Raw genomic sequence first — 15,071 nt, forward strand, 5'->3', positions numbered from 1 at the left:
TGTCATGGCAGAAGCAAAGAAAATCGGGGTGGTCGGAGCCACCTTCCTCGTCGCCGGCAACATGATGGGCTCAGGCGTGTTCCTGTTGCCGTCCAGTCTGGCCAAGATCGGTACCGCCTCGATCTGGGGCTGGCTGATCACCACCGCCGGTGCGCTGCTGCTGGCCTTCGTGTTCGCCAAGCTGGGCAAGCTGGCACCCAAGGCGGGCGGCCCGTACGCCTATGCGCGCGACTGGTTCGGGCCGTACATGGGCTTCCAGACCAACACCATCTACTGGTTCGCCAACTGGATCGGCAACGTCGCCATTCCGATCGCCGCAGTGGGCTATTTCAGCTACTTCTTCCCGATCCTGTCCGAGCCGCTGGTGCGCTGCATCGCGGTGCTGATCCTGGTGTGGGCGCTGAGTTTCGCCAACGTGATCGGTCCGGCGTTCGTCAGCCGGGTGCAGACCGTCACCACCAGTTTTGCGCTGGTGCCGATCCTGGGCATCGCCATCTTCGGCTGGTTCTTCTTCGATGCCGACATTTTCAAGGGGGCCTACAACGTGTCCGGCGAATCGAACTTCGGCGCGATCTCCAGCGCCGCGGCGCTGACGCTGTGGGCCTTCATTGGCGTCGAGTCGGCCTCGGTCACCGCTGGTGTGGTCGAGAACCCGGAAAAGAACGTGGCCCGCGCCACCCTGGCGGGTGTGTTCCTGGCCGCCATCGCCTACATCGCCAGTTCCTCGGTGATCATGGGCATGGTGCCCAATGGCGAACTGCAGACTTCCGATGCGCCGTTCGCACTGGCTGCGGCCAAGGCCGTCGGTGGCTGGGGTGGTGCGCTGGTCAGCCTGTGTGCCTTCATCGGTGCCGCCGGTTCGCTGGGCGGCTGGATCCTGCTGACCGCGCAGAGCGCCAAGGCGGCCTCCGATGACGGCCTGTTCCCGAGCATCTTCAGCAAGACCAACAAGGACGACGTACCGGTCAAGGGCGTGCTGATCGTGGCCGTGCTGATGACCCTGGCGGTGCTGGTCACTTCCACCTCGGAAACCGCGTCGGCACAGTTCGACGTGATCACATCGGCGGCGGTGGTGCTGACCCTGCTGCCCTACATCTACTCGTGCGTGGCCTGCTACTTCGTGGTCGAGCGCTCGCACACCCTGGTCCACACCGGTGCCTTCTGGACCCTGACCAGCCTGACCGTCGTTTACTGCCTGTGGGCGATCTACGGCTCGTCGGGAACCATCGTGCAGTACGCGTTCCTGTTCGTGCTGTTCATCACCGTGTTCTATCCCTTCTTCAGCGAGGAGCGCCGCCAGCAGCGGCAGCGCGCCCGCGAGGCCTCGGCGATCAGCGCCGGCGCCCAGCGTTCCTGAGTTAGACAAGGAGAATCAACGTGTACTTCAAGTCCCTGGACTACCCGGTCATTGTCATCGACAACGACTACGAGTCGCCACGCATCGGCGGCATCCTGATCCGCGCCCTGGTGGAAGAGCTGCGCAGCAACGACCAGCGCGTGCTGTGCGGCCTGAACCTGGATGATGCCCGTGCCGGTGCCCGCACCTACGTGGCGGCGTCGGCGGTGCTGATCTCGATCGATGGCAGCGAAGAGGTGGATGGCGAGTTCCAGCGCCTGACCGCCTTCCTGCGCGAGCAGAGCGCGCGCCGCGCCAACCTGCCGGTGTTCCTGTACGGCGAGCGCCGCACCATCGAGAAGGTGCCGAGCAAGCTGCTCAAGTACATTCACGGCTTCATCTTCCTGTTCGAAGACACCAAGAGCTTCATCTCGCGGCAGGTGATGCGCGCGGCCGAAGACTACATGAAGAACCTGCTGCCGCCGTTCTTCAAGGCGCTGATCCATCACGCGGCCGAGTCGAACTATTCCTGGCATACGCCTGGCCATGCCGGCGGCGTGGCGTTCACCAAATCGCCGGTCGGCCGCGCGTTCCATCAGTTCTATGGCGAGAACACGCTGCGAAGCGATCTGTCGATCTCGGTGCCGGAACTGGGTTCGCTGCTTGACCATACTGGTCCGATCAAAGACGCCGAGAACGAGGCCGCACGCAACTTCGGTGCCGACCATACTTTCTTCGTCACCAACGGCACCTCCACCGCCAACAAGATCGTCTGGCACGGCACAGTGGCCCGCGGCGACGTGGTATTCGTCGACCGCAACTGCCACAAGTCGCTGCTGCACGCGCTGATCATGACCGGCGCGGTGCCGGTGTACTTCACCCCCAGCCGCAACGCGCATGGCATCATCGGCCCGATCAGCCTGGACCAGTTCACGCCCGAGTCGCTGCAGCAGCGTATCGCCGCCAACCCGCTGGCCAGCAAGGCCTACAAGGCCGGCTCCAAGCCGCGCATCGCAGTGGTGACCAACTCCACCTACGATGGCCTGTGCTACAACGCCGAGAAGATCGCCGACGAGATCGGCAGCGCGGTGGACTTCCTGCATTTCGACGAAGCCTGGTACGCCTACGCTGCGTTCCATCCGTTCTACGAGAACCACTACGGCATGGCCAAGGGCAAGCCGCGCGAGCAGGATGCGATCATCTTCACCACGCATTCCACGCACAAGCTGCTGGCCGCGTTCTCGCAGGCCTCGATGATCCACGTGCGCAACTCGGCGCAGCGCAACCTGGATGCCGAGCGCTTCAACGAGTCGTTCATGATGCACACCTCGACCAGCCCGCATTACGGAGTGATCGCGGCCTGTGATGTGGCCTCGAAGATGATGGAAGGCGATGCCGGCCGTTCGCTGGTACAGGAAATGCACGACGAGGCGATCGCCTTCCGCCGCGCGATGCTGCACGTCCGCGATGACCTGGGGCGCGACGACTGGTGGTTCAGCGTGTGGCAGCCGACCCAGGTCGAGCGCAGCCTGGACAAGGGCGATACGCCGGCACCGATGGTGGCCAAGCGCGAGGAGTGGTACCTGCAGCCGGATGCGCACTGGCACGGCTTCGAGAACCTGGTGGATGACTATGTTCTGATCGACCCGATCAAGGTGACTCTGCTGACCCCGGGCCTGGCGATGGACGGCAGCATGGGCAAGCTGGGCATTCCGGCGGCGGTGCTGAGCAAGTTCCTGTGGGGCCGCGGCATCACCGTGGAGAAGACCAACCTGTACTCGGTGCTGTTCCTGTTCTCGATGGGCATCACCAAGGGCAAGTGGAGCACCCTTGTCACTGAACTGATGGCGTTCAAGGAACTGTACGACCGCAATGCGCCGCTCAGCCAGGCACTGCCGACGCTGGCCGCCGACTATCCGAATGCCTACGCCGGTTGGGGCCTGCGTGACCTGTGCGACGCGCTGCATGCGTTCAACCAGGAGTTCGCGGTGGCCAAGGTGATGCGCGAGATGTACGTGGATCTGCCAACCCCGGTGATGACCCCGGCCGATGCCTACAACCACCTGGTGAAGGGCGAGATCGAGCGGGTCGACATCGAGCAGGTCAGTGGTCGCATCGCCGCGACCATGCTGGTGCCGTACCCGCCGGGCATTCCGACCATCATGCCGGGCGAGCGCTTTGGCGACAGCGATGAGCCGATCATCCAGTCGCTGCGCATCGCCCGTGAGCAGAATGCCCGCTTCCCGGGCTTCGAGTCGGACGTGCACGGGCTCATCATCGAGAACGACGGCGATGTGACCTCGTACAAGGTGGAGGTACTGAAGGCCTGACCGGCGACGGTCGGCCCTTCGGCGAACGATGGATACCGCGCGCGAGCAACGCATCCTGAAGTTCTCGATCGGGTTCACCATCGCGGTCAGCGTGGTCGGCTTCAGCGGTGGCCTGCTGGTGGGATCGCAGGCCATCCTGTTCGACGGAGTGTACAGCCTGGTCGACGTTGCCCTGACCCTGGTGTCGTTGTCGGTGCTGCGGCTGGTGGCGCGGGAACAGAGCCCGCGCTTCCAGTACGGCTACTGGCACCTGGAGCCGATGGTCGAGGCGCTGGGCGGTGTGATCCTGTCGCTGGCCTGCGTGTATGCGCTGGCCAACGCGGTGATCGGTTTGACCACGGGCGGACACGAGGTGAAATTCGGGCCCGCGCTGTGGTGGGCGGCGCTGCTGAGTGCCAGCAACCTGGCGATGGCGGCGTTCGTCGCCCAGCGGGCGCGGCGCCTGCGCTCGGCGCTGTTGTGGCTGGATGTACGGGGCTGGCTGCTGGGTGGCTTGATGAGCCTGGCGGTAGTGCTGGCCTTCGTACTGGCCCTGGTCCTGCATGGCGGTGAGTGGCACCACTGGGTGCCGTACCTGGATTCGATCGTGCTGGCATTGATCAGCCTGGCGGTACTGCCGGTACCGGCGCGCAGTGCGTGGAAGGCCATGCGCGAAGTACTCCAGGTGGCGCCGGATGATCTGGACCGGCGCGTGCAGCAGGTCATGCAGGCATTCGTGGCCGAGCGTGGCTATGCCGGTTTCACCAGCCACGTGGCGAAGATGGGGCGGATGCGCTTCATCGAGATCCATGTGCTGGCCGATCCGGCTACGCCCTTGGGCTCGGTGGGCGAGGTCGATGCGATGCGTGATGAGATCGCGGTCAGGCTGGATGCTCGGGGCAGCACGTTCTGGCTGACCATCGATTTCACCGCAGATCCGGCGTGGACGTGACCACGCTTCTGTAGAGTCGAGATAGCTCGACTGCTTTTCGTCAGCGGAAGTCGAGCAGGCTCGATTCCACGGGATCGCGTGATCGTTGCGCGTGGCAGACCGGTCTGTTGCACCGGATCCGTTTGACCTCAACCGGGGTTGAGGTCACAGACTGCCGGCAACCCCCACGAGGCGCGCGGCATGAACCTGCTGACCACACCGGACTTCAGCCATGGCCTGCTGGAGCTGTTCAATCCACCGGGCCTCTACGATCCTTCGGCCAACGGCTACTCACACGTGGCGGTGGTGCGCCTGCCGGCACGGGTGATCCACGTGGCCGGGCAGGGCGGTGAAGATGCGCAGGGCCGTCTCTCGCCCAGCTTCGAAGACCAGGTCGGGCAGGCGCTGGACAACCTGCAGACCGCGCTGCGCTCGGCGCAGGCAAGCCTGGTTGATGTGGCGCGGTTGCGCATCCTGGTGGTCGGCCACGATGAGGACCGGCTGGGCATCATTGCCCACCAGGTGCGGCGACGCTGGCCGAACCGTGCGGCGCCCACCTGCACGCTGATCCCGGTGCCGCGACTGGCGCTGGACGGCATGCTGTTCGAGATCGAGGCGGAGGCCTACGCCGCCTAGCGCAGGTAGTACTCCACCGGCACCACCAGTTCCTGTGGTGCCTTCAGTTCATCGGGAATGGGCGGTAGCGGCTGCGCGCGACGGAAGGTCTGCAGCGCAGCGTCATCGAGCATCGGCTGGCCACTGGACTGTTCCAGCCGCAGAGCCAGCAGGCGGCCTTCGCGGTCGATGCTGGCCCTGACCCAGGCAGTGCCCTGCTGCCGGCGCGAGCGTGCGGCGGCAGGGTAATAGCGGTAACGCTCCAGCCGCGCCATCAGGCGGGCTTCCCACTGGTCGCTGGCGGCGCCGGCCTGGAAGTCCGCCGGTGGCGCGTCTGGAGCGGGCGGAGCGGCCGTGATCGATGCCGGTGCGGGACTGGCATCGGTCGCGGCCGCCGGCGGGGCGACCGGCAGCGGCGTTCGACCCGTCCCGCCCGTTTCGCTGGCGGCCAACTCGCCCTCGCGCGCGGCGGTGGGTTTCGGTGGCGAGGGCGACTTTGCCGGTTGCGATGCGCGCGCCTGCTGCGCCTGGCTGGGGGTGTCGGCCTGGCGCTCCTCTACGGGCTGTGGCGGCGTGGCCGGCGCCAGCAGGCGCAGGCTGATGCGCACGTCCTGCTCCGGCGGCGGCAGCATCGGCGGCGCTGCCACCCAGTGCACCAACAGCAGCAAGGGCAGCAGGTGCAGGACGGCGGTGATCGCGATCGCCTGCCAGTGTTGGCCGCGCTCACTCATCGTCCAGCACCCACAGCAGATCGGCATCCGCCGCATCCACGGTTTCACCCGGCGAAGCCAATGCGATCACCAGCGCAGGCGTAGCCGGTGACAGGTAGCCCGGTACCCCGGTACCGCGCAGTACATGCCAGCGCCCCGCTACCAGCAGCGCCGGCGCGGGCGCATCGAGCAGCACCTGTGCCATGCGTGTGTCGCGGGCCTGTTGCACGGCCAGCATCCCTTCCAGCATCGGTGCTGCGTCTGCGTGCTGGGCCAGCACCACCGCCGACAGGCGCTGGTGGGCAGCGGCCACCGGGAACCGTACGCCCTCGGTGGACGCGAGCAGCGCGTTGACCTCGGCACGCGACAGGTTGCCGCCGAACAGCGGCGTGCCTGCATCGGCAGCATCCTGTACCAGCCCGCCATACGCGGCCCACGGCCAACGTGTATCCCATTCCAGCAGTTCCTGCAGGCGTGCACCTTCGGCCTGGTTGCCCTTGGCCAGCCAGCGCTGCACCCGCTGCAGGCGTGGCTGGCGCTCGCTGGCGATCATTTCCAGCACCAGCGAACCCTGCGGGCGCCGCCGCTGCAGCGCCTGCAGCAGCCAGCGCTGGGCGGCGTGGTCTCCGGCGAGGTCATGGCGCTCACCCAGCAGCAGCCTCCGGGCGTCCGCCGCACGCGCCACGAACGCGGCTTCGTCCAGGTGCTGGCCGTTGGCCAGGTCGATCACTGAGCCAGGCATCGGCTGCGCGCTGGCCACGGTCGCCAGCGCGAGCAGGCATACGGACAGCCAGCGACGGCTAGAACGCCACATTGACGCCCATCGAGACGGTGCGGCCGCGACCGTTGCCGCGGTCCAGGATCGGGCTGAAGATGCTGTCGATCGAGGCATTGTTGTCATAGGCCTTGTTCTGCAGGTTTTCGATGTTCAGCCACAGCGTGGTGTTGGCCTGGGGCTTGAAGCTGGCGTAGAAGTCGAGCAGCACGCCGGTGCCGCCGGTCTTGCGGGTCTGGAAGAAGTCGTAGCCTTCCTCGGTCGGCCCGGAGTACTCGGCGCGCAGGCCGGCCTGCACGCGCTGCTGCCACCAGCGGCCGCCCACGTCCAGCGTCCAGTAGCGGTCGGGCAGGGCGGTGATGTCTTCCAGGTTGACGAACTCGATGGCCGGCGCACTGGTGTGCGAGCGGGTCCAGCTCAGCGTGGCGTGGTAGTGCTCGCTGGCGTAATGCGCTTCCAGTTCGATACCGCGCATGCGCACCACGCCGGGGTGGTTCATCCAGCGCGTGGTGGTGCTGAAGTCGTCCACGTCCAGCGCATCGGTCCAGGCAGTGAGCTGCGGATCGCTGTCGATCGGCACCACGAACGGTTCCACTTCCGGCGGATGCACGATCAGCAGATACTGCGGCTTGATGTAGTCGCGGATGCGGTTGTCGAAGCGGGTGATCCGCAGCTGTGCCAGGTCACCGTCGACCAGCAGCGAGTCGGTGCTGAGGTTGGCACCAAACTGCAGGTTGCGCGAGCGCTCGCGGCGCAGGAACGGGTTGGCGCCCACGCCATCGGCATCGCTCATGCCTTCCAGCGGGATCTTCTCGAAGAACATCTCCTGCACCCGCGGCGGGCGGGAAGTACGCGAGGCTTCTGCGAACAGTTGCAGCCAGTCGGTGGCCTGCCAGGATACCGCCAGGCTGGGGCTGAGTGCGCGCTCGGTGCGACGCACGTCGATGCCGCCGCCATTGATCTCCGCGCACTGGCCGGGCACATCCGAGCACACCGGGATGTGGCCACGGATGCCGAAGCGGTCCTGGCGCAGGCCGGCGGTCAGCGCGTAGATGTCATACTGCAGCTCCAGCGTGCTGAACACGCTGTCCAGCTGGCTGCGACCTTGCGGGTTGGCACCGCGCAGGACGGGGGTGTCGGCCACATAGATGTCCGACTGGTGCTTGATGCCGGTGTTCCATCGTGCCTGCAGTGCTCCGATGTCGAAGCGGCTGGTGTTGTCCACGGTCCAGCTGCTCAGGCTGCTGTGGGTGCGGCGACCGATGTAGCTGGAATCCTCCACTGGCGGATAGAACAGCCGGGTCTTGTTGCCGGCGAAGGTTGCACGCAGGTCGATCCACGGCGAATAGGGCGTGTAGTGGTAGCTGGCGCGCTGGTTGCGCGCGGAAATCTGCCACGGGTAGTTGTGGTAGAAGTCGTTTTCGTAACGCATGTGGCTCAGGTCCAGCCGATGCTGGTCGCTGGGCTGCAGGCGTGCTTTCAGCAGCCAGCTGCTGGGCTGCTGGCTGCCGGGGTCGGCGTTGTTCTTCTGCCCACGCGCGGTCGCGTATTCGCTGCTGCGGCTGCTGCTGGCGGCGGCCAGCAGGCCGAACTGACGGTCGCCACCTTCTTCGCTGTGGCGCCATGCACCGGCGAAGGTGCGGCCGCTGCCATAGCCGTTGTTGCCATGGCGATAGCCGGCGCGCAGGCCCCAGTCACGGCCCTCACCCAGCAGATCGTCGATATCCAGGGTGCGGAAGTTGGCACTGCCGGCCAGCGTACCAGCGCCGTCACCGCCAGCGACCGCACCGCGCTGCACGTCCACACCGGCCAGCAGGAAGGGATCGACATAGGCGAACGGACCGCCCGAACCATGCCCGGCATTGTTGCGGAAGGTCTGGGTGACACCGTCGATCATGGTGTTGACCCGGCCGGCACCGGTCATGCCGCGGATGTTGACCTGCAGGCCCGGCTGGCTGCGCGAATGGAAGCTGTGGGTGCCAGGCATCGAGCGCAGCAGGCTGTTGCCTTCCTGGCGTTCGGCCATCGCCACGCGCTCGCTGCCGATCGAAGGCGCAAAGCCATCGCGGGTGGCTGGTACATACTGGCTGGCACCTGCACCGGGGGAATGGCCGTGCGCGGTATCGCCCTGCACCCGCAGGGGCCCGGTGCGGCGGCTGCCATCGCCGCGCTCGGCCGGCGCCGGCTCCAGAGTGGCGCGGCGCGCATCGATGAAGCGCGGGCGCAGGCCGCTGCCCGCCAGCAGGCGCGTCAGGGCCTGCGCATCGTCGAAGTCACCGCGAAGGGCCGGCGCGGCATGGCCAGCGGGAAGCGCCGCGCCGATCACCAGATCGACACCGGTCAGCCGGCTGTAGGCGTCCAGCGCGGCCGCCAGTGGCTGGGCGGGCAGATCGTAGCTTCGAGTGGCGGCCTGCGCGTGGGCGCTGTTTGGCAGCAGTGGAACGGTGCTGGCGCAGGCCAGCGACAGGGCGAGGACAAGGGGGCGGGGGCACAGCATCGGGGGCTCCAGGGGCTGACGCAGAGCGTCGTCATCCTGGGTAGACGCAGCCGCAGGCCGGATGTCAGGGTCCATCACGCTGTTCCCTGCGTGGCGGCAGCCACACCTGTATGCCGTCGCCGAGGCGCAGCACGCGCACCTGCAACTGAGTGGCCAACTGGTCGCGGTTGCTGGCTGCACCGTCGGCACTGCCAAGCAGGGTGACCGGCTGCTGGCGCAGCTGCTCGCCGACGACCCACGTGTGCCCGCCGTGCCAGCGGTCCAGGCCCTGCGTGACGTCGGCCAGCGGGGCCGAGACCCAGTGCAGGCGCCGCTCGCGCCAGGCCAGTGTTCCCGGGGCGCTGGTTGTTGCATGGGCTGTTGACTGCCCATCGAAGCGCAGCTGCTCGCCGTCGTTGGCCAGCATGCTGGCGTTGCCGCTGTCCACGCGCACGCGATGCTCGGTAACGGTGACCACGCTGCTGTTGCCCTGCACGGCAAGATCGAATGCGGTCCCCAGTGCAGTGACGGTGCCCTGCGGAGTGTGTACCTGGAAGGGCCGGTCGGCATCGGCGGCGACCTGGAACCAGGCCTGGCCACGCTGCAGCTGGAGCTGGCGGCGCTGCCCATCGATGCGCACCTTCACTTCGCTGCCGGGTGACAGCAGGACATGCGAACCATCCGGAAGGGTCTCCTCGTGGATCTCGCCAGCGGCCGTACGCAGTACCTGCGCCACCGGCGGCGAGGCATGGCGGCTGTAGAGACCCAGCGCACACAGCAACAGAACCGCAATGCCGGCTTCGCGCAGGCGACGGCGTTGCCTGCGCTGCTGCTGCCGCTGCAGGCTGGGCAGCGTCGCGCCTGCCTGCCACAGGTGCTGCAGATACTGGTACTGCGCGGCATGTCGGGGGTCGGCCTGGTACCACTGGTCGAACGCGTTCTCGTCGCGGTCACCGTCGTGCCCGTCCAGCCACCAGCGTGCGGCTTCGCGCGCGATCGCGTCCTGGCTCATGCGCCGGGCACCTGCTGCAGAGCGACGAGGGCGCGCAGCAGATGGCCGTGCGCGGTCTGCCGGCTGATGCCCAGCTGACGGCCGATCTCGGCCAGGGCCATCTGTTCCACACGCGCCAGCAGGAACACCTGGCGCGAGCGCGGTGGCAGCGCGGCGATGATCGCATCGAGATGACGCAGCTGTTCGGCGTCGAGCAGTCGCTGCTCGGGCAGTGGTGCAGGATCGACGAGGGCGTGCAGCTGCGCTTCATCCAGCGCTTCCTCACGACGGCGCTGACGTTGCCGGAAGTGATCCGCGATCAGGTTGTGGGCAACGCGGTACAGGTACGCGCGGCCATTGCTCAGCAGGCCGCTGGCGGCGACTTTGACGACACGCAGCCAGGTTTCCTGGACGACGTCATCGGCGTCGCTGCGTTGCGGGAGTTTGCGGCGGACATGGGCGTGCAGCGGCCGGTAATGGGCCGCGCACAGCTGCGCGACATCCGTCGGTTCGACAGGCGTGGACACGGGGCGGGCGACAACTGGGAAAGGGAACAGCCCGCGGCGGCAAGGGCAGCGGCTGCACCTTACAGCAAAAGAGAATCATTTGCATCCATGGCGCGAGGCACGGCACGCATGGGTCACCGCGGCGTCAGCGCGGACGATAGTCGCAGTGGATCTGCAGGGCTTCGGTGGCGTTGTGATGCAGCTCGAAGCCGCACTGCTGCAGGCTGCGCTTCACCTGCACGACGGCTTCGGAATGACGGGCAACGCGACGATCCTGCCAGCGCAGTGGGGTGAACACGCCCAGGGGCAGCAGCCGCAGCCGCTTGCCGTGCAGTACCAGTGAGACATCGACATGACGGCCATCGATGTCGTGCCCGTTGGCACCGAAGATGGCATCGATCTCATCGCGGCGTTGCGGGTAGCAGGTGCGGAATGCTGCGATGCCGAGCCGTCGTACCGCGCGGCGGAAGCCGCCGAGACGGCTGTGGCCGGGTTCGAAGCCACGGGTGAGCAGCAGGCGCAACCCGGCAGGCAGCATCGCCTGCGCGTCGAGCAGGCGTTGCAGTACCTCTTCTTCCAGTTGGATGCGGGTGGAGGGCCAGCGCGGGGCGATGAGCAGTCCGTGGTGGTTGCCGCGATGCAGGGTCAACATGCGTGAAGCTTCGCACGCGGGCGAACAGCCGCGGTAGTGCCGGCCGCTGGCCGGAAGATCCGGATGCCGGCCAGCGGCCGGCACTACCATCGGGTCAGATGTCGCGGTACTGGATCTGCGAAGCCAGTACCCGCAGGCCATCGGCATTGCTGGACAGGATGCGCTCTTCGCCGACACCTTTCTGCCGTTTCAGCTGGAAGCCCTGATCGGCAGGCAGCTGTGCGGCAATGGCGTCCATGCGTTGCAGGGCATCGGGGCCGCTGCAGTCGAAGTGGCCCCAGTGGGCGCCATCGCGGTGGATCTGCAATCGGTAGTTCATTGCGGTGTCTCCGGCAGGTCCTGCAGCCAATGGTCGAACATCGCGGTGGCGGCCGCAGCCAGCGGTGCGCCATAGCGACGCGCCTGCGCACGCAGGTCGTTGGGATCGATGCCGGCCTGGGCCAGCTCCAGCGTGTGGCCGATCAGCCAGCGCTCGAACTGGCGGGCGTCCAGTTCCGGGTGGCATTGCAGGGCCAGTGCGTGGCTGCCGATGGCGAAGGCCTGGTGACGGCAGGCCGGCGTACTGGCCAGGCGGCGTGCACCGGCCGGAAGTTCGAACGCCTCACCATGCCAATGCAGTACCGGAATGCCCTGCAGGGACTGCAGCGGAGAACGCTGGCCTTCATCGGTCAGCAGCAGTGGCGCAAAGCCGATTTCCTTGCCACCACTGGGAGCGACACTGGCACCGAGTGCGCGCGCCATCAGCTGTGCACCCAGGCAGATGCCGAGGGTGGGCCGCTGCCGTTGCAGCCGGCGCTGCAGCAGGGCAATGCTGTCGTTGACGAAGGGGTAGGTCCCTGTGTCATTGGCACTGATGGGACCGCCCAGCACGACCAGCAGGTCGGCGGTTTCGGCGTCATCGAGCGCATCGACGCCGGCCTGCAGCAGCTGCAGCTGCCAGCCTTGCCCCAACAGCAGTGGCTGCAGGGTGCCGAGGTCTTCAAAGCCAACGTGCTGCAGGACAACCGCGTGCTTCATGCCGGGGCTCCGCTGTTCGGCCAGTAGAAGCTGTCCGGGGTGGCGCGGGCGCCGAAAATGGCCTGTCCGACGCGGACCACGGTGGCACCTTCCTCGATGGCCACTTCGAAATCACCGGACATGCCCATCGACAGCTGCGACAGGTCCAGGTCGGGCGGGGCGGTGCGTTGCAGCTGGTCGCGCAGTTCGCGCAGGCGCACGAAGCAGGCGCGCACGCGCTCGACGTCGGGGGTGAAGATGGCCAGGGTCATCAGGCCGCGCACGCGCAGGCGATCGAAGGCTGGCAGCTGTTGCACGAAGGCCTCGACCGCGTCGGGTTCCAGTCCGTACTTGCTGGGTTCGGCCGAGGTGTTGACCTGCACGAACACATCCAGGGTGCGCTCTTCCAGTTGCAGGCGCTGCTGCAGGGCCTCGGCTACGCGCAGGCTGTCCAGCGCCTGGAACTCGCTGGCAAAGCGTGCCACGTAGCGCGCCTTGTTGGTCTGCAGATGGCCGATCACCGACCAGTGCACGCCCAGGTCGGCCATCGCTTCGGCCTTGCGTTGTGCCTCCTGCACCTTGTTCTCGCCAAGTTCGTGGCAGCCTGCGGCCACCGCCATGCGGATGCGGGCTTCATCGACGGTCTTGCTGACCGGCAGCAGGCGCACGCTGGCCGGGTCCCGGCCGACGCGGGCGCAGGCATCGGCGATGCGTTGGCGCACCGTGACCAGGTTGGCGGCGATCTGTTCAACGGACTGGGCGACGGGCCAGTCGGCGGCGGCAAGGGGCATGCGGGCACCTCCAATGCAGGGCGGCCAGGGTGGGATACACTGGCACAGGACAAGAGATATTTTGGCATAGGACAAAATGAAAATCACCGGGCACAGTGCCGAGTCGATCTTCGACAGCATCCGTGAGGGCATCGGCGAGGGCCGCTTGCCGGCCGGCAGCGTGCTGCCGCCGGTGCGTGAACTGGCCGAGCAGCTGGGCGTGAACCGCAACACCGTGGCCGCTGCCTACAAGCGCCTGGATGCGGCGGGCCTGGCCAGCACGGCGGGCCGCCGCGGCACGGTGGTGCGTGGCCTGCCGCCGCCGCTGGCGCGCGAGGGCAGTACGCCCGGGCTGGCGCTGCAGGACCTGGCCGGTGGCAATCCGGATCCGCGCCTGCTGCCGAACCTGCGCCTGGCCCCGGCCGCACCGCGGCTGTATGGCGTGGGCACGGTCGACCCGAGGTTGCAGGCGCTGGCGCGCGCCTCGCTGGATGCGGACTGCCCGGCGGGTTATGCGCTGGAGCTGACCCATGGCGCGGTCGATGGCATTGAACGCCTGCTGGCGGCCTGGCTGCTGCCGGGGGATCGCATCGCGGTGGAGGATCCGTGCTTCCTCGGCAGCCTCAATGTGCTCAATGCCGTGGGCCACGCGCCGTTGCCGGTGGCGGTGGACGCGCATGGCATGCAGGTCGAATCACTTCGGCAGGCGCTGGAGGCCGGTGCACGCGCGGTGCTGCTGACCCCGCGTGCGCACAACCCGACCGGGGCCAGCCTGGATGCGAAGCGGGCACGGGCGTTGCGCCAGCTGCTGGCGGCTTACCCGCAGGTGGCGGTGCTGGTCGACGATCATTACGCGCTGCTTTCGCAGCAGGCCTACCACTCGGTACTGCCGCTGGATGGCCGGCGCTGGGCGCTGTTGCGTTCGTTGTCCAAACCGCTCGGCCCCGACCTGCGCCTGGCCTGGTTGGCCTGCGATGAAGAAACCGCGATGCGGTTGCGGCTGCGATTGGCGTCCGGCACCGGCTGGGTCAGTCATCTGCTGCAGGATGCGGCGACGTCGGTGCTGGCGTCGGCAACGCAGCGGGCGAAGATCGCCTCGGCAGGTGAGCGTTACCAGCAGCGCCTGCAGTCGCTGCAGGAGTTGCTGCGCGCGCGTGGCATGCCGACGCCGCTGCCAATGGAGGGATTGAACCTGTGGCTGCCGTTGTCGGCTGACAGCCATCCTCAGGTGCTGGCACTGGCTTCGCGCGGATGGCATGTGCGGGCGGGCGAAGTGTTCGCGGTGGCGGCGCCGGGACATGGCCTGCGCATCACCTGTGCGGCGCTGGGGACGACGCAGCTGCGGCAGCTGGCCGATGACCTGGCGGCCGTGTGCGGGGTGTAGCGTCGAGCATGGCTCGACGCTACAGAAGCCGATCAGGGCGCGGCGTTGGCGCCAGGGCGCACGTAGTAGGACTGGCCGCTGTCATCGACGAACATCAGCTCCGGCTTGCCCTGCCAGGAGGTGAGCATGGCGCCGGTGTTGTTCTGGTGCTTGACCATCAGGCTGGCGCCGCGATCCGGGTTGGCGACGACCTTGAATACTTCGGTAGTGCCGGTGGCATCGTCGAGGGTGAGCAGGGCTTCGCCGCCGCGGTCGCTGGTGCCATAACCACCACGCTCGGAACCGTCGGGGCCAAGCAGGATCAGGCCAGACAGGGCGGTGGCGCGCGGCCCCTGGGTGCGGCCCTGGCTGAGCGGGTCGGGGACCGGTGCGCCGAGGATCACCCGCGGCTGGCCGCTTGCATCGTGGATGACCAGGCCGCGTGCTTCGATGATGCGCTGTGGCGATTGGCTGCGATGCAGGTTCCAGGCGGTCCAGCCGGAAACAAGCAGGGCGAGGGTGGAGACCACCAGTGTGGTCAGCAGCAGCGCACGGGGCATCGGGTGGTCCTTCCTTGGATGTGCCGACGATAGCGGATGCAAAAGGGGATGGGTAGAGTCGACTGTCAGTCGACTGCTGTT

At 67.3% G+C, this 15,071-nt stretch carries 15 protein-coding genes; 5 read left to right on the top strand and 10 right to left on the bottom strand.

Annotated elements, in window-relative coordinates; genetic code table 11:
* Nucleotides 1-4 precede the first annotated feature (4 nt).
* From adiC to AC5P67_RS17465, 4 genes are all read left to right on the top strand, one after another.
* Complete coding sequence (gene adiC, locus AC5P67_RS17450; protein ID WP_005410068.1) at nt 5-1,357, top strand: arginine/agmatine antiporter; 1,353 nt, start codon at nt 5-7, stop codon at nt 1,355-1,357.
* A 20-nt stretch (nt 1,358-1,377) separates the two neighbouring features.
* Nucleotides 1,378-3,666: an Orn/Lys/Arg family decarboxylase gene (locus tag AC5P67_RS17455; RefSeq protein WP_005410067.1), complete on the top strand. Its 2,289-nt coding sequence runs from the start codon at nt 1,378-1,380 to the stop codon at nt 3,664-3,666.
* Nucleotides 3,667-3,694: 28 nt separating this feature from the next.
* The gene (locus AC5P67_RS17460) at nt 3,695-4,597 is read left to right on the top strand and encodes a cation diffusion facilitator family transporter (RefSeq protein WP_005410066.1); all 903 of its coding nucleotides are present in this window, start codon (nt 3,695-3,697) and stop codon (nt 4,595-4,597) included.
* A 180-nt stretch (nt 4,598-4,777) separates the two neighbouring features.
* Nucleotides 4,778-5,212, top strand: a complete 435-nt coding sequence (locus tag AC5P67_RS17465; protein ID WP_005410065.1) for a RidA family protein — start codon at nt 4,778-4,780, stop codon at nt 5,210-5,212.
* Here the strand turns inward: AC5P67_RS17465 and AC5P67_RS17470 are convergent.
* The 9 genes from AC5P67_RS17470 to AC5P67_RS17510 form a co-directional block, all read right to left on the bottom strand.
* The gene (locus tag AC5P67_RS17470) at nt 5,209-5,922 is read right to left on the bottom strand and encodes an energy transducer TonB family protein (protein WP_049395905.1); all 714 of its coding nucleotides are present in this window, start codon (nt 5,920-5,922) and stop codon (nt 5,209-5,211) included. The two genes, AC5P67_RS17465 and AC5P67_RS17470, sit on opposite strands and share 4 nt — an antisense overlap.
* Complete coding sequence (locus AC5P67_RS17475; protein WP_329754567.1) at nt 5,915-6,715, bottom strand: ChaN family lipoprotein; 801 nt, start codon at nt 6,713-6,715, stop codon at nt 5,915-5,917. The genes AC5P67_RS17470 and AC5P67_RS17475 overlap by 8 nt, the downstream gene beginning before the upstream one ends.
* A complete protein-coding gene (locus AC5P67_RS17480) occupies nt 6,702-9,173 on the bottom strand; it encodes a TonB-dependent receptor (RefSeq protein ID WP_329754566.1) in 2,472 nt (823 codons plus the stop codon). Before AC5P67_RS17480 ends, AC5P67_RS17475 begins: the two co-directional genes overlap by 14 nt.
* Nucleotides 9,174-9,237: 64 nt before the next feature.
* Nucleotides 9,238-10,164 carry a FecR family protein gene (locus AC5P67_RS17485; RefSeq protein ID WP_043034680.1) on the bottom strand — a complete coding sequence of 309 codons (927 nt, stop codon included), beginning with the start codon at nt 10,162-10,164 and terminating at the stop codon, nt 9,238-9,240.
* Complete coding sequence (locus tag AC5P67_RS17490) at nt 10,161-10,670, bottom strand: RNA polymerase sigma factor (protein WP_005413794.1); 510 nt, start codon at nt 10,668-10,670, stop codon at nt 10,161-10,163. Before AC5P67_RS17490 ends, AC5P67_RS17485 begins: the two co-directional genes overlap by 4 nt.
* A 124-nt stretch (nt 10,671-10,794) precedes the next feature.
* Entirely contained in the window at nt 10,795-11,301 is a 507-nt protein-coding gene (locus tag AC5P67_RS17495) for a hypothetical protein (protein WP_059034713.1), read from the bottom strand.
* A 94-nt stretch (nt 11,302-11,395) separates the two neighbouring features.
* Nucleotides 11,396-11,620, bottom strand: a complete 225-nt coding sequence (locus tag AC5P67_RS17500; RefSeq protein WP_005410058.1) for a hypothetical protein — start codon at nt 11,618-11,620, stop codon at nt 11,396-11,398.
* The gene (locus AC5P67_RS17505) at nt 11,617-12,318 is read right to left on the bottom strand and encodes a glutamine amidotransferase (RefSeq protein ID WP_111117606.1); all 702 of its coding nucleotides are present in this window, start codon (nt 12,316-12,318) and stop codon (nt 11,617-11,619) included. The genes AC5P67_RS17500 and AC5P67_RS17505 overlap by 4 nt, the downstream gene beginning before the upstream one ends.
* Nucleotides 12,315-13,088, bottom strand: a complete 774-nt coding sequence (locus AC5P67_RS17510; RefSeq protein WP_005413791.1) for a YggS family pyridoxal phosphate-dependent enzyme — start codon at nt 13,086-13,088, stop codon at nt 12,315-12,317. The genes AC5P67_RS17505 and AC5P67_RS17510 overlap by 4 nt, the downstream gene beginning before the upstream one ends.
* Before the next feature lie 76 nt (nt 13,089-13,164).
* On the opposite strand from AC5P67_RS17510, the gene ptsJ reads away from it, so the two are divergent.
* Nucleotides 13,165-14,451 (top strand): MocR-like B6 salvage transcription factor PtsJ, encoded by a 1,287-nt coding sequence (gene ptsJ, locus AC5P67_RS17515; protein ID WP_005413790.1) that lies wholly within the window; start codon nt 13,165-13,167, stop codon nt 14,449-14,451.
* Between the two features lie 32 nt (nt 14,452-14,483).
* Here ptsJ and AC5P67_RS17520 read toward each other — a convergent pair whose 3' ends face one another.
* On the bottom strand, nt 14,484-14,990 hold the full coding sequence (locus AC5P67_RS17520) for a hypothetical protein (RefSeq protein ID WP_005410054.1): 507 nt from the start codon (nt 14,988-14,990) through the stop codon (nt 14,484-14,486).
* Nucleotides 14,991-15,071: the final 81 nt, after the last annotated feature.

It is taken from the genome of Stenotrophomonas sp. YJH_SMC_21 (genome assembly GCF_059369555.1).